16 protein-coding genes are annotated in these 12,361 nt (G+C 70.5%); 7 read left to right on the top strand and 9 right to left on the bottom strand.

Annotated features, from left to right (window positions below):
• Nucleotide 1: 1 nt before the first annotated feature.
• The gene (locus ACQUQF_RS06040; RefSeq protein ID WP_435176772.1) at nucleotides 2-1,087 is read right to left on the bottom strand and encodes a substrate-binding domain-containing protein; all 1,086 of its coding nucleotides are present in this window, start codon (nucleotides 1,085-1,087) and stop codon (nucleotides 2-4) included.
• Between the two features lie 293 nt (nucleotides 1,088-1,380).
• Between ACQUQF_RS06040 and ACQUQF_RS06035 the strand changes: the two genes are divergently transcribed.
• A complete protein-coding gene (locus ACQUQF_RS06035; protein ID WP_435176770.1) occupies nucleotides 1,381-2,580 on the top strand; it encodes a carboxylate--amine ligase in 1,200 nt (399 codons plus the stop codon).
• Nucleotides 2,581-2,973: 393 nt separating this feature from the next.
• Here ACQUQF_RS06035 and ACQUQF_RS06030 read toward each other — a convergent pair whose 3' ends face one another.
• The 3 genes from ACQUQF_RS06030 to ACQUQF_RS06020 all read right to left on the bottom strand — a co-directional run bounded on the left by ACQUQF_RS06030 (nucleotide 2,974) and on the right by ACQUQF_RS06020 (nucleotide 5,643).
• On the bottom strand, nucleotides 2,974-3,840 hold the full coding sequence (locus ACQUQF_RS06030) for a dihydrodipicolinate synthase family protein (RefSeq protein ID WP_435176768.1): 867 nt from the start codon (nucleotides 3,838-3,840) through the stop codon (nucleotides 2,974-2,976).
• Nucleotides 3,841-4,537: 697 nt separating this feature from the next.
• Nucleotides 4,538-5,212 carry a potassium channel family protein gene (locus ACQUQF_RS06025; RefSeq protein ID WP_435176766.1) on the bottom strand — a complete coding sequence of 225 codons (675 nt, stop codon included), beginning with the start codon at nucleotides 5,210-5,212 and terminating at the stop codon, nucleotides 4,538-4,540.
• A 53-nt stretch (nucleotides 5,213-5,265) separates the two neighbouring features.
• The gene (locus tag ACQUQF_RS06020; protein ID WP_435176764.1) at nucleotides 5,266-5,643 is read right to left on the bottom strand and encodes a response regulator; all 378 of its coding nucleotides are present in this window, start codon (nucleotides 5,641-5,643) and stop codon (nucleotides 5,266-5,268) included.
• A 146-nt stretch (nucleotides 5,644-5,789) separates the two neighbouring features.
• On the opposite strand from ACQUQF_RS06020, the gene ACQUQF_RS06015 reads away from it, so the two are divergent.
• Both ACQUQF_RS06015 and ACQUQF_RS06010 read left to right on the top strand, forming a co-directional pair.
• The gene (locus ACQUQF_RS06015) at nucleotides 5,790-6,167 is read left to right on the top strand and encodes a helix-turn-helix domain-containing protein (RefSeq protein WP_435176762.1); all 378 of its coding nucleotides are present in this window, start codon (nucleotides 5,790-5,792) and stop codon (nucleotides 6,165-6,167) included.
• 2 nt (nucleotides 6,168-6,169) lie between these two features.
• Nucleotides 6,170-6,445: a DUF7521 family protein gene (locus tag ACQUQF_RS06010; protein ID WP_435176760.1), complete on the top strand. Its 276-nt coding sequence runs from the start codon at nucleotides 6,170-6,172 to the stop codon at nucleotides 6,443-6,445.
• A 1-nt stretch (nucleotide 6,446) separates the two neighbouring features.
• On the opposite strand, the gene ACQUQF_RS06005 is transcribed toward ACQUQF_RS06010, so the two are convergent.
• Nucleotides 6,447-7,220 carry a creatininase family protein gene (locus ACQUQF_RS06005; protein WP_435176758.1) on the bottom strand — a complete coding sequence of 258 codons (774 nt, stop codon included), beginning with the start codon at nucleotides 7,218-7,220 and terminating at the stop codon, nucleotides 6,447-6,449.
• 106 nt (nucleotides 7,221-7,326) lie between these two features.
• Nucleotides 7,327-7,899: a DoxX family protein gene (locus tag ACQUQF_RS06000; RefSeq protein ID WP_435176756.1), complete on the bottom strand. Its 573-nt coding sequence runs from the start codon at nucleotides 7,897-7,899 to the stop codon at nucleotides 7,327-7,329.
• 176 nt (nucleotides 7,900-8,075) lie between these two features.
• On the opposite strand from ACQUQF_RS06000, the gene ACQUQF_RS05995 reads away from it, so the two are divergent.
• Nucleotides 8,076-8,510: a universal stress protein gene (locus ACQUQF_RS05995; protein ID WP_435176754.1), complete on the top strand. Its 435-nt coding sequence runs from the start codon at nucleotides 8,076-8,078 to the stop codon at nucleotides 8,508-8,510.
• Between the two features lie 178 nt (nucleotides 8,511-8,688).
• Nucleotides 8,689-8,907, top strand: coding sequence for a DUF7511 domain-containing protein (locus ACQUQF_RS05990; RefSeq protein ID WP_435176752.1), 219 nt, complete (start codon nucleotides 8,689-8,691; stop codon nucleotides 8,905-8,907).
• A gap of 46 nt (nucleotides 8,908-8,953) precedes the next feature.
• On the opposite strand, the gene ACQUQF_RS05985 is transcribed toward ACQUQF_RS05990, so the two are convergent.
• Nucleotides 8,954-9,238, bottom strand: a complete 285-nt coding sequence (locus ACQUQF_RS05985; RefSeq protein ID WP_435176750.1) for a DUF2249 domain-containing protein — start codon at nucleotides 9,236-9,238, stop codon at nucleotides 8,954-8,956.
• Nucleotides 9,239-9,373: 135 nt separating this feature from the next.
• On the opposite strand from ACQUQF_RS05985, the gene ACQUQF_RS05980 reads away from it, so the two are divergent.
• Both ACQUQF_RS05980 and ACQUQF_RS05975 read left to right on the top strand, forming a co-directional pair.
• Complete coding sequence (locus ACQUQF_RS05980; protein WP_435176748.1) at nucleotides 9,374-9,997, top strand: helix-turn-helix domain-containing protein; 624 nt, start codon at nucleotides 9,374-9,376, stop codon at nucleotides 9,995-9,997.
• Nucleotides 9,998-10,057: 60 nt separating this feature from the next.
• Nucleotides 10,058-10,603, top strand: coding sequence for a hypothetical protein (locus ACQUQF_RS05975; RefSeq protein ID WP_435176746.1), 546 nt, complete (start codon nucleotides 10,058-10,060; stop codon nucleotides 10,601-10,603).
• Between the two features lie 45 nt (nucleotides 10,604-10,648).
• On the opposite strand, the gene hemG is transcribed toward ACQUQF_RS05975, so the two are convergent.
• Both hemG and ACQUQF_RS05965 read right to left on the bottom strand, forming a co-directional pair.
• Nucleotides 10,649-11,974: a protoporphyrinogen oxidase gene (gene hemG / locus ACQUQF_RS05970; RefSeq protein ID WP_435176744.1), complete on the bottom strand. Its 1,326-nt coding sequence runs from the start codon at nucleotides 11,972-11,974 to the stop codon at nucleotides 10,649-10,651.
• A gap of 25 nt (nucleotides 11,975-11,999) precedes the next feature.
• A complete protein-coding gene (locus ACQUQF_RS05965; protein WP_435176742.1) occupies nucleotides 12,000-12,359 on the bottom strand; it encodes a hypothetical protein in 360 nt (119 codons plus the stop codon).
• Nucleotides 12,360-12,361: the final 2 nt, after the last annotated feature.

Raw genomic sequence — 12,361 nt, 5'->3', positions numbered from 1 at the left:
CTCAGAGTTGCAGCGGACCCACTGAAGTCTTTGCCTCCGCGTGCTTCGCCACGCGCTCGGGCACGTCGCCGTCCTTCGTGACGACGGCGGGCGTCTTCGGGATGAGCCCCTTGTTCTTCAGTATCTTCCGGCCGGGCTCGGTGATCATGTACTTGACCCACTGGGCGCCCCGGACCGGCGCCTCGGCCACGCTCGGGACCGTGATGCCGTAGGCGATGGGCGCGCCCGTGAACGTCCCGGCCTGGGTCTCGACCGTCGCCTTGGCGTAGTGCTTGGCGTACTTCTGGGTGAGCTTCGAGAGGTCCACGTGGGGCTGGAGGTCCACGTAGGGCATCCCCGACTGGGAGGCGATGGACCGGTAGTAGAGCGCGTAGTCGAGCTTCCCCGACTTGAGCTGGCCCTCCAGCTTGGTCTCGGTCCCGGTCGGAACCGTCATGTTGTCCCGGATGGCCTGGAAGGTCTGCTGGTCGTAGAGCTGCTCGCCGTCGAGCTTCTCCTTGCCCAGCTGGATGGTCATGACGGCCCGGTAGCCGCCGGGGTCGATGGCCGGGTCGGCGTGACCGACCGTCACGCCGTCCCGCGAGAGGACCTCCCACCAGTTGTCGGGCCCGATCTCGTCCGCGCCGGGCGAGTCCTCGCGGTACTGCAGCGACATCGCGTTGGTGGCGAAGATGGCGTACCAGCTGCCGTACTCTGGGATCACGCGGTCCCGGATGAGCCGGAAGTCCGAGACGCCCAGCACGTCGGCCGACCGGCCCTGCGTGGTGATCTTCTTCGTCGAGGCCACCGACCCCTTGGCCTCGCGGTTGACCGTGACGCCGTACTCCTTCTCGAACTTCGGCTCTGCCGCGCTGAACGGCGGCGCGAGGCTGCCGGCGTGGAAGATGGTCATCGAGTCGGAGGTCGGCGTCCGGGTCGTCTCCCCGGACTCGGTGGTCCCCGTTCCCGTCGTCTCGCCGGCCGCCGTCGTCTCTCCGGTGGTCGTGTTCTGGTCGGTCGAACCGCCGCCCGTACAGCCGGCGAGCCCGGCGACACCGAGCGCGCCGGTCGCCTGCAGAAACCGTCTCCGTGTCCGTTGTTCCGCCATGGGTACAACGGTCGTTCAACCGCCCCTGACATAACGGTTATGCAACGCTCGTTGTCTCTGACACGGGTCGACGGCGGGGCGGTTCGCGCGGCGCGAACCGCTGTACGACACCGACTCGGGGGAACGCCCCGGCGTCCGTCGACTGACGCGGTCCGGCGTCCGAGACGATCGAGAACATCGGGCTACACTCCGCGTCCGGAGGTTGCCCCGACGCGCCGAAGGGGCCGCCTACTCCCGCTGCAGCCCTCGTTTGCCTGTCAATACTAAACCGCGTCGGCGACCAACGTCCGGCCATGTCTCCGGCTAACGACGGCGCGCCGTCGGTCCTCGTGCCCACGGGCGTCGCGCCCTACAGCTACCCCTGTCTGCGGTCGCTGGGCCGGCGCGGAATCGGCACCGTCGCGGCCTCCGAGCGCGACCACGTCCCCGTCTTCGCCTCGCGGTTCTGCGACGAGACCGCCGCGCTGCCGGACCCCGAGGAGAACCTCGTGGCCTACAAGGACGCGCTGCTCGCCCTCGCCGCCCGCGAGGACGTCAAGACCGTGATCCCCGTCCGGGAGTACGACGCCTACGTGCTCTCGAAGTACCGCGGGGAGTTCGCCGACCGCGTCTCGCTGGAGGTCCCGCCGATCGAGACGCTGGAACGGGTCCACGACCGGGTGAAGCTCGCCGAGGCGGCCGAGGCGGCGGGCGTGCCGGTCCCCGACACCCGCCGGTTCGAAGCGGTCGACGACTGGGACGGCGAGTACGTCATCAAGTCCCGCTACAACCTGCTGGCCGACGCCTACGTCGACACCCACGGGCCGACCGAAGCCGAGGAGGTCAACAGCGTCACCCACGTCCGGCCCGGCGAGGTCCCCGACCGCGAGGAGGTGCTGGCCGAGATGGGCCACGCGCCCATCGTCCAGGAGTACGTCCCGTCGAGCGACGAGTACATGTTCGCGGGGCTGTACGACGAGGGCGAACCGGTCGCCACCTTCCAGCACCGCCAGATCCGGGGCAACTCCTACACCGGCGGCGGCGGGGTGTACCGCGAGTCGACGTACGATCCGGAGCTCGAGCGGGTGGCCCGCGACCTGCTCGCGGAGCTCGACTGGCACGGGCTGGCCTGCATCGAGTACATGGAGCACGCCGAGACCGGCGAGTACTACCTCACCGAGATCAACCCCCGGATGTGGCAGTCGCTGCCCTCGACGGTCCGGGCGGGCGCGGACTTCCCGCACTACTACTGGCTCCAGTCGCGGGGCCGGACCGACGAGATCGACCCCGACTTCGAGCTCGGCGTGGGCAGCCACCTGCTGTACGGCGAACTCGGCTACGTCGCCAGCGTGCTCCGCGACGAGTCGCCGTTCGTCGAGCGCCCCTCGCTCCGGGAGACCGCCTGGGAGATCGGCGAGTCGATGGCCCGCCAGCCCAGGTTCGACTTCCTCCGGCTCGACGACCCCCGGCCGTTCGTCCACGGGGTGCTCCAGACGCTGTCGAAGAGTGATTGAGCGGGTGGATTTTGTCTCTGGGAGCGGTCTAGTTTATCTGTAAGTTACGGCAGAATCTGAGACAGTCGATTGACTTGGGATTATCGTGACCCCGAAAGCCCCCGCCCGGTCGCGGTCGTCGTCCGAGAGAGCTCCGCTCTCTCGTGATCACGAAAATCTCCGATTTTCGAACGACTCTGCGGGATATCCTCGGCTCGCTTCGCTCGCCTCGGATAGTGGCCCGCAGAGGCGACTAAACTGCACGCGACCGGGCGGCCCCTTTCAATCCACCCAAACGGTGGACGTGTCGTCGGGCGCACTCCGGTAATTTGGTTAATCGAGCGTATGCAGAGTAATTAGTCCGTCAAGTGGTCGCTGTTCCTGCCAGAATTGTGCCGCAAACCGATTACCGACCTACGGCGTGGCGTCCTCGACCAGGTCCGCGACCGTCGCGCGCACGTCCTCGGAGACCTCGCGGTGGGGACTCCGGGGGTACCCGGCCGGGGCGTCGCGCTCGGCCATCGCGGCCTTCAGGCCCGGGACCCCGTACTTGGCGGTGACCGCCTGATTGAGCTCGACCAGCTCGGCGTTGAGTTGTCGGGCCGCGGCGTCGTCGCCGCCCTGGTGGAGCTTGTAGATCTCGCTGGCGCGCTCGGGGGCGACGTTCGCCAGCGCCAGCACGCCGCCGTCGGCGCCAGCGGCCAGCGCGTGGGCGTAGACCCCGCCGCTGCCGACGAACAGGTCGAACTCCTCGTCGGCGGTCCGCCGGCGCTCGCGCTGGAAGGTGTCGAGGTCGCCGCTGGAGTCCTTCATCCCGGCGACGTTGTCGTGGGCGGCCAGCCGACCGACCAGCTCGGGCGAGAGCTTGACGTCGGTGTAGGCCGGCACGCTGTAGAGGTAGACCGGGATCGGGCTCTCGTCGGCCACCTCGCGGTAGTACTCCTCGACGGCTGCCTCGCCGTGGCTGTAGTAGAACGGCGTCACCACCAGCGCGGCGTCCGCGCCCGCCTCCGCGGCGAGCTCCGTCTGGCGGAGCGTCTCGGCCAGGCCCGGGTGGCCCGTCCCCGCCAGCACGGGCAGGTCGGTCTCGTCGGCGACGACCTCGACCACGCGGGCCCGCTCCTCGACGCCCATCAGTTCGGCCTCGCTGTTCGACCCGCAGGGCACCAGGAAGTCCACGCCGCGGTCCTCGACCCACGCGACCAGGTCGCGGAGGCGCTCGACGTCGAGTTCGCCGTCCTCGTCGAATGGCGTCACGAGCGGCACGCCGGTTCCGTCCATACGCCCCGACTCGGTCCGCCCGCCCTTGAAGGTAGGCGAGTCGGCAAGTGCGGCGCGACCCCGGCGCGCGGGGCGGCCAAAGTCGCAAGCGAGCGTCGCGGTCCCGGTGCGATACCGACGCCGTCCGTCTGACGTACTTTTAAGTAATTGCCGTCCAGACCCCCGACTGGGCGCGCATCGACGGCCTCTCTCCCCCATCCTCCCCCACCGCGCGCCCGGCACACCACCACACCCTCTCCCACTCCCCCTTCGGTGTGCTCCGCCGCTCGTCGTGACCGTCCGGTGTCCCGCGCCACGCCGCAGTATCGACCGGTAACCACCGCTTACGCCCGGCGTAGGCGTCGGCTGACCGCGAGCCGGCCGCGCGCAGCCCCGTCGTACAATCGGTACAGCCGCCACATAACAAAGTCCGAATCCGCCCAAGCAGTAAACGCGCCCGACGGCTCGGGCGCGAAGCGTGCAGCAGTCTCCCGGTCGGCATCCCGACGACGCCGGAGGCTCTGGCGGCGAGTTGGCTTCTCGCCACAGTGTCACCAATCCTCCCACGAAAGTTCTCGTTTCGGGGTGCCCACCACTGACCCCGCGCTACCCGCTGCCCTCCTCGGTCGATTTCTTCCGGTAGCTCGCCGGTTCGACGCGCAGAACGCGCTGATACTAACAGAAGAACGCAGCGGAGGCGCCCGGAGACCCCAGTACGTCACTCGGCGGGTTCGGCCGTCTCGCCCTGGAGCCGCCGGCGGACCTCCGCCAGCGCCGACCGGTCGGCGATGACCGCGAGCTGGTCGTCGGCCTCGATGGTCGCGTTCGGGAGCGGGATGGTCATGTGCTCGCGCGCCCGGCCGTGGGCGTAGATGCGGGCGTCCTCGGGCAGCTCGACCGCGCTCACCTGCTGGCCCACGACCGGCGAGTCGCCGGGCACGACCACGGTGGTCAGCTGGAGCTGCTCGGTCAGGTCCGCGATGACGTTGAAGTTGCCCCCCAGCAGCGCGGTCTTCGCGCCCGCCGCGCCGAGCCGCTCGGGGTAGACCACCTCGTCGACGTCGTCGGCGAACTTGTGGTAGATGTCCTCGCGGTAGTCCTCGTCGATGCGCAGCACCGTCCGACAGCCGTAGTGCTTGCCCATCATGCACGCCGCGAAGTTGACGTTGAGGTCGCCGGTCAGCCCGCCGAGCGCGTCCGCGGTCCCGGGGTCGGTCTGCTCGATGATGTCCTCGCTGGCGCCGTCGCCCTCGACGACCATGAACCCCTCCTCGCGGGCGCGGTCGGCCTTGTCGGGGTCGTTGTCGACCACGGTCACCTCGTGGCCCTCCTCCTGGAGGATGCGGGCGGTGCGGAGCCCGACGCGGCCCGCACCCACGATAACAAATCGCATGGTGGGACGTACTGCGACCGGAACCAAAAGGCTTCGCGTCGCCGCGGGGCGGGTCAGGCCGAGACGTCCAGGTCGAGCAGGTCGGCCACCGTCTCCCGGATGACGTCGGCCCCGGCCAGCGGCTTGGTGAGGTAGGTGTCGCAGTCGAAGTCGGGCGGACGCTCGTCGGCCGAGACGACCGCGACCCGGCAGTCGCAGTCGCTCTCCCTGATCTCCCTGAGGATGTCGTCACCCGAGACGTCCGGCAGCCGGCGGTCCAGCAGCACCGCGTCGACGCCCTCGTGGAACGACTCGCGGGCCTGCTCGCCGGTGTAGGCGGTCACGACGTCGTACTCGTCGGGGAGGGCGCGAGCGAAGCCGTCCGCCAGCGGGCGGTTGTCGTCGACTATCAGTACCGTCGGCGTTTCGGTCATGGGGAGTTCGATAGGCACCAACGTCTCCTCGTCTCTCCGGACGCAGTCGGGCTATAACCATTGGGGTGTTCGTTGCAGACCGTTGCAGTCAGTTTCGCGCGACGCGGCCGGGCTCGACGCCGAAGTCGAACCGTTTATGTCCGTCTCCGGAGGAGTCCAACCCGATGGTCCGCGACCCGTTCGCGACGGAGGACGCCCCGGACCTCCAGCCCGTCCTCGACGCCCTGGACGACCCCGACTGCCGGCGCATCGTCCGCCAACTCGACGAACCCATGACAGCAAGCGAGATCTCGACCCAGTGCGACATCCCGACCTCGACGACGTACCGGAAGCTCGAGCGACTCACCGACGCCTCGATCCTCTCGGAGCGGACCGCGCTCAGGACCGACGGGCACCACACCTCCGAGTACACCGTGGCGTTCGAGGAGGTGTCGGTGTTCCTCGACGAGGGCCGCCGGTTCGAGGTGTCGATCAGCCGGCCCACCCGCTCGGCCGACGAACAGCTCGCGGGCCTCTGGGCCGAGGTCCGCAAGGAGACCTGACGATGGTCCACGTCACCTCGACCGTCGTCGCGCTCAAGACGGTGACGCTGGTGCTGGGCGGGCTCATCACCTACTTCGCGTTCAAGGCGTACCGCCGGACCGGGGCCAGGGCGCTCCGGGCGCTGGCGCTCGGGTTCGGCACCGTCACCCTCGGGTCGCTGCTCGCGGGCGTCGTCGACCGGCTGCTCGTCACCGCCGGCGAGGTCGCGCTGGTCGTCGAGAGCGCGCTGACCGCAGTCGGGTTCGCCATCATCCTCTACTCGCTGTACGCCGACTAGCTCAGACCGCCTCTCGGGCGCTCTCGATGCGTTCGACGTAGGCGTCGGTTATCCGCTCCAGGATCGCCTCTCCCGCCTCCGGGGTCGCCTCGCGCGGGTCGCCGAGCACCCCGTTCTCCGTGATGGCCGCGAATCCTTCGCTGAGCAGCCGCGCGGTCGACACCTCGCCCTCGCGGCCGACCTCGAGGCGGTCGGTCCGGACCAGCCCCTCGGCGACCGCCAGCACCACGGCGGTCTCGACGGCGCCGGCGTGGACCACCGGTTCCTCGTACTCGACGCCCGCGGCCCGCAGCCCCTCGTTCTGCAGTTCCATCAGCCCCTCCAGGTCGGTCAGCGCGACCACGTTCGCGTCGATCTCGCGCGCGACCTCGGGAACGACGGTGTCGACCGGGGCGAAGTTCCCGCCGTGGGTCGGCACCAGTACCAGGTGCTCGAAGCCGTGGGCGTCGAGCGACCGGCAGTACGACCGGACCAGGTCCATCAGCGTCTCGGCCGGCACGGTGATGGTGCCGGGAAACTCCATGTGGTGGCCCGAACAGCCCGGTCGAATCGTCGGCGCGGCCAGCGCGTCGCCGAGCCGCTCGGCGATGCGCCGCGCGAGTTCGTCGCCCGCGAGCGCGTCCATTATCAGCGGGAGGTGCGGACCGTGCTGCTCGACCGACCCGACGGCGATCACCGCCGTGTCGGTGCCGGCGTCCAGCGCCGCCTCGACTTCCTCCCACGTGCACTCGGCGAGTTCCACCGGGCGGTCCCGGCGCGTATCGGTGTCCGTCACGCGTCGTCCGACTCGCTCGGCCGGAATAAAACCTGTTACGGGGCCGACTCCTCCGATGGGGAGCCCGGCTCGTGCCGACCGCAGCGTCGCGGGACGCCCCCGGCGATCACCCGAGGACGTACCGCAGCCGCGGGTACCGCTCGACCAGCGGTTCGCCGTCCAGCCGGTACCGCTCGACGAGGGCGTCCAGCCCCAGGATGCGGCCGGCACCGAACGCCGCGACGGCCAGGAAGACGAGCATGTACGCGAAGTCGCCGTTGACCAGCCCGTGCTCGACGCTCCAGTTCCCGAAGTAGAACAGGAGCATCATGAACGCGCCGAAGAACGCCGCCATGCGGGTCAGCGCGCCCACGAGCAGCCCCAGCCCGATAAGGAACTCGCCCCACGGGACCGCGACGTTGACGAACTCCACGAACCACTGGGTCGTCCCCATCCAGTGGAACAGCCCGGACAGCGGGCTGGCGGCCGGCACGTGGGTCAGGTAGCCCGCGGCGTCGAACGGCTCGGGGGCCGCCAGCTTGCTCCACCCGGAGTGGAGGAAGGCGTAGCCCATCATGAGCCGGAGCGCGAGCACGAACCACACGCTCAGGCTGTGGGCCTTCCCGCGGACGGTCACGCCGGCGACGTCGCTCTCGAAGACGTTCGCCTCGGTGCCGAGGTCAGATGCGTTTGTGGTCATCGGATGTCCCTCCTACACGAGAACCTTGGACGCCCGGACTGGTATAAGGGGGAGCCGATTCCCGCGGGCTGAAAATCGCCCGGCGGAGCCGCGCCAGCGGTAGCGGACCCGGCCGTTTTCACTCGGTGGGAACCGCAGGTACGTATATGGTCCCCCGGCGTCGAGTACCGGGCGTAATGTACGATACGGTGCTGCTTCCGACCGACGGGAGCGACGCGATGCAGACGGTGGTCGAACACGCCCGCGACGTGGCCGAGCGCCGCGGCGCCGACGTCCACGTGCTCTACGTCGTGGACGACCGGGCGTTCCTGACGCTCGACGACGACCGCGTGCCCGACGTGACCGACCGCCTCCGCGAGCAGGGCGAGCGCGCGACCGACGAGACCGCCAGCGCGTTCGGCGCCGCCCTCGACGTGACCACCGAGATCCGGGAGGGCAACCCCGCCGACGAGATCCTGGCGGTCGCCGACGAGCGCGACGTCGACCTCGTGGTGATGGGGACCCACGGCTCGGACCCGACCCGCAACCTGCTCGGCAGCGTCTCCCAGAAGGTCGTCACCCTCTCGTCGGCGCCCGTGCTGACGGTCGACATCGCCGACGCCGACGACTGAGTCGGCGGCCGTCGCGACCGCAGTCCCCGACGACTGGCCGCGTACAGCCCCGACGTCCGCCCGCGTACAGCCCCGACGACCGCCGCGAGCACTGCACGGAAGACTCCACAGAACCGACCCTGACGACCGCTCCGCGAACGGACCCGGCGGAATCCCGGACGACCGGCCCATTCCACCCATGACGAACACCGCGCCCACCGACACCGACGACGAATCGCCGCCGACCGCCCCGACGCTGCCCGACCGCGGCGCCGACCTGACCGCTGTCGTGGTCGAGCGCGAGTCCGGGCCCGACGAGTGCACGCTCTACCCCCGCGGGGCGTCGGACGAGACGCTCGCGACCGAGTGGATCACCGCAGAGGCGGGGTCGTACGTCGCCCTCGCCGCGATGCGGTGACCGCGCCCGGTTTCGACCCGCGCTCTCAGCCCCGGCACCCCGTGACTCACCCCTCCTCGTCCGCCTGCCTCCAGATGGCCGTCAGCGTGGCGTCCCCGTCGGCGACGGTCTCGTACGCGTACCCCCTGTCGCCGAGCTTAGGGTAGAGGTGCCGAGGCGCCCGGTCGTTGACCTGGACCAGGACCGCCTCGTCGGCGAGGTCCGGCAGCGTTTCGAGGGTCTCGGTCAGCGGCCCCGGCGGGCCGAGCTCCCGCACGTCGAGCACTTCGGTCGGTCGGTCGCTCGGGGCGTTGGTCCGCTCGACGGCGCGCTCCGCGTAGTCCGTCTGCATGCTCGAACCGACGCGTCCCGTCGCCACGGAGGTTCTCCCGAACCAGTTCGCCGGTCGACCGAGCGCGCTGCCGCCGACCTCCGAACATGTTCGGGAAGACTTATGGATGGATGCGAACGGACCGTTCACCTAGAGATGCCCACCGCGAAGCTCCACATCACGCTCCCCGAGGAGGTCTGGATCTCGGAGGTGTCGACCGCCCACCCCGACGCCGAGTTCCGGGTGCTGGCGGCGTTCCCGGCCGAGGAGACCGGCGTCGGCCTGCTGGAGATCACCTCGTCGGACCTGCCGGCGGTCGTCGGCGCGATGGACGACCGCGAGGACATCGTCCGGCTCGACCTCCAGCAGGCCTCCGAGGAGACCGCGCTGGTCGAGTTCGAGACCACCGCGCCGCTGCTGCTGTTCTCGGTCCAGGAGTCGGGCCTGCCGCTCGAACTCCCGTTCACCATCCGGGACGGCGTCGCCGAGGTCGAGCTCACGGCCTCGCGCGACCGGCTGTCGGCGTTCACCGCCCAGCTGGAGGCGTTCGGCATGTCGTTCGACGTCGAGTACGTCCGGGAGCTGGTCAACTCCGAGAGCCTGCTGACCGACCGCCAGCGCGAGCTGCTCCACACCGCGGTCGAGGAGGGGTACTACGACACCCCGCGGGAGTGCTCGCTGACCGAGCTCGCCGACACCGCCGGCGTGGCCAAGTCGACCGCCAGCGAGACGCTCCATCGCGTCGAGGAGAAGATCGTCAAGGAGTACGTCGAGGGGTAGTCGGGCGGCTCGGTCTGGTACCTTTATTGCACTCTCCTCGGAGTATCAACTACAGCCTCCATGAACGTGCTGCCCTGGCTTCTCGACTGGCCGCCGCGCCCCGCCTCCGTCGTCGTCTTCCTCCTCCTGACGGCGTTCAGCGTCGGCACCCTGGCGCTGTTCGGCGGCGTTACGGACGAGCTCACCCGCGAGAACGTCACGGTCGACGAGGCCGACTTCTCGGTCCGGCTGAACGACGAGGCGGGCGTCCCGGACATCGGGAACGGCACGGTCCGGACGTGTCTCGCGAGCGGGACGCCCGGCGACCGGGCGGGCGTGTTCGGCGACGCCGCCGTCGCGGTCCCGGAGGGGTACGGGGACGCCGTCGACGAGCGCCGGCTGCGGGTCGTCGTGCGCCTGGCCCGCACCGGGGAGACCGTCGCGAAGCCCGTCGCGCGGACGGGACGAACGACGTACGACGTGTTCCGCGTGTTCGAGGACGACGAGACGCTCTCGGTCGGCGACACTGCGAGAGTCGAAGTCCGCGTACGCACAGACGAGTCAGTGCTCGCCAACGCGACCCGCCGGGTCACCGTCGAGAACGGCTCGCGGTCGTACGACTGCTGACGGTCTGTCGGCGCGTCGCCCGGCACACCCGGTCCGGACCACCTCTCACACCGTGGCGGTCGACGCCTCGGTGCTCTTGCCCCTCCGGTCGGCCAGCTCCCCGGCCACCCGCTTCGCCTCCCGAATCCGGCCCGGAATACCGGCCCGAGCGGTGTAGTTCGTGGCGAGCCGAACGCCCTCGGGCGTCGACACCCGGTCGAGCGCGGACCAACTTCGGTCGTAGGCGGGCATCCCCCGCCGGAGCCGGTGGACCGACAGCGGTCGGGCCGACGCGCCCGTGATCTCCTCGAACTCCGCGACCGCCACCGACGCCAGTCGGTCGTCGCTCCGGTCGACGAGCCCGGGGTTGCGCGCCCCGCCGAGGTAGCAGGTGTAGACGCCGTCGCGGTCGAGCAGGCCGGCGTTCCACGTCACACCCAGCGTCCGGAACGCCTCGTCGTACTGGACCTGGTAGCCCGCGCCGGTCAGGTCGGCGTCCGAGTGGAGGTGGACCACGGCCTGCGGGTTGTAGTTGAGCTCCCGGAGCGCGGCCGCCGACTCGGGCGCGAGGGCCGCGAGCAGGTCGGCGGTCACGTCCGCCGGCGTGGTCACGACCAGCTCGTCGACGACGGTCTCACCGTCGGGCGTTTCGACCACGAACTGCGAGTCTTCGCCTGCACGCTCACCGTCCGGCCCGTCGCGCCGGACCTCCCTGACGGGCGTCTCCAGCCGGACGGTCTCCGCGTGGGCCTCGGCCAGCGCCTCCGGGAGCCGCTGGAGGCCGTCGTCGAACGAGACGATCGGCGGGGCCTCCCGGCCGGCCAGCACCTTCCGGGCGACCGAGATCAGCACGCTCCCCTCGATGCCGGCCCCGGCGAGCGCCTTCGCCAGCGAGCGCTCGACCGGCATCTCGCCGGGGTGCGAGCCGTAGATGCCGCCGTACAGCGGCCCGAAGTAGTAGCGCGCGACCTCCGACCCGAACTTCCGGGTCAGGTACTCCTCGACGGTCTCGCCCTCCTCGGCCGAGTCCGTCAGGGGTTCGGCCAGCGCCCGGAGCTTCCCGCGCCACGAGAGCAGGTCGGTCGTCACCGCCTCCCGCGGGGTCTGTGGCACCCGCCGGAGCTTCCCGTGGTGGTAGACGTACAGCGGCGGGTCGTCGGCCTCCCGGAGCTCGGAGTCGAGGCCGACCGCCTCGATCAGCTCCCGGATGCTCGGCGTCAGGCGGGTGCGCTGCGGGCCGAGGTCGAGCACGCGGCCCTCGACCGTCCGGCTCCGGATCACCCCGCCGGGCTCGCCGTCGGCCTCGAAGACGACGCTCTCGACGCCCGCCTCGCGGAGGTAGTGGTGTGTCGCCAGCCCGGTGACGCCGCCGCCGACGATACCGACGCTCATGGTCGCACCTTCGGACCCCGCATCGTTACCCCTCCTCCCGAACGCGTTCGGGCGTCCCCTCGGCGAACAGGGAACGGGCGATCTCGGGGTCCGCCGCGCTGTCGGCCAGCCGCGAGATCCACCGCTCGACCAGCGCGTCGGTGACGCCGGCAGCGAGGGCGGCCGCGGCTTCGCGCTCCGCGGGGGTCACTTCGCCGTCTACCGCCAGCCGACTCAGGGCGGTGTCGAGCTCGCGGCGCCGGACGCGCTCGGCCCGGTCGCGGAGCTGTTCGGCCACCGCCGCTTCGGAGTCGGAATCGGGGTCGGAGGCGGCGTCCCGCTGCGGCCCCCGGGCCGTCTCGTCACCGTCGCCCGAGTCGACCGCCTCGGCGTTCGCGGCGTTCATGG

The organism is Halorussus sp. AFM4, assembly GCF_051194995.1.
GTDB lineage: Archaea > Halobacteriota > Halobacteria > Halobacteriales > Haladaptataceae > Halorussus.
This window is presented reverse-complemented; position numbering and strand designations above follow the sequence as displayed.

Bases quoted from the DNA above. Each gene is read 5' to 3' on its own strand.
- ACQUQF_RS06040 (WP_435176772.1), bottom strand. From the start codon at position 1,087: ATGGCGGAACAACGGACACGGAGACGGTTTCTGCAGGCGACCGGCGCG.
- ACQUQF_RS06035 (WP_435176770.1), top strand. From the start codon at position 1,381: ATGTCTCCGGCTAACGACGGCGCGCCGTCGGTCCTCGTGCCCACGGGC.
- ACQUQF_RS06030 (WP_435176768.1), bottom strand. From the start codon at position 3,840: ATGGACGGAACCGGCGTGCCGCTCGTGACGCCATTCGACGAGGACGGC.
- ACQUQF_RS06025 (WP_435176766.1), bottom strand. From the start codon at position 5,212: ATGCGATTTGTTATCGTGGGTGCGGGCCGCGTCGGGCTCCGCACCGCC.
- ACQUQF_RS06015 (WP_435176762.1), top strand. From the start codon at position 5,790: ATGGTCCGCGACCCGTTCGCGACGGAGGACGCCCCGGACCTCCAGCCC.
- ACQUQF_RS06010 (WP_435176760.1), top strand. From the start codon at position 6,170: ATGGTCCACGTCACCTCGACCGTCGTCGCGCTCAAGACGGTGACGCTG.
- ACQUQF_RS06000 (WP_435176756.1), bottom strand. From the start codon at position 7,899: ATGACCACAAACGCATCTGACCTCGGCACCGAGGCGAACGTCTTCGAG.
- ACQUQF_RS05995 (WP_435176754.1), top strand. From the start codon at position 8,076: ATGTACGATACGGTGCTGCTTCCGACCGACGGGAGCGACGCGATGCAG.
- ACQUQF_RS05990 (WP_435176752.1), top strand. From the start codon at position 8,689: ATGACGAACACCGCGCCCACCGACACCGACGACGAATCGCCGCCGACC.
- ACQUQF_RS05985 (WP_435176750.1), bottom strand. From the start codon at position 9,238: ATGCAGACGGACTACGCGGAGCGCGCCGTCGAGCGGACCAACGCCCCG.
- ACQUQF_RS05980 (WP_435176748.1), top strand. From the start codon at position 9,374: ATGCCCACCGCGAAGCTCCACATCACGCTCCCCGAGGAGGTCTGGATC.
- ACQUQF_RS05975 (WP_435176746.1), top strand. From the start codon at position 10,058: ATGAACGTGCTGCCCTGGCTTCTCGACTGGCCGCCGCGCCCCGCCTCC.
- hemG (WP_435176744.1), bottom strand. From the start codon at position 11,974: ATGAGCGTCGGTATCGTCGGCGGCGGCGTCACCGGGCTGGCGACACAC.
- ACQUQF_RS05965 (WP_435176742.1), bottom strand. From the start codon at position 12,359: ATGAACGCCGCGAACGCCGAGGCGGTCGACTCGGGCGACGGTGACGAG.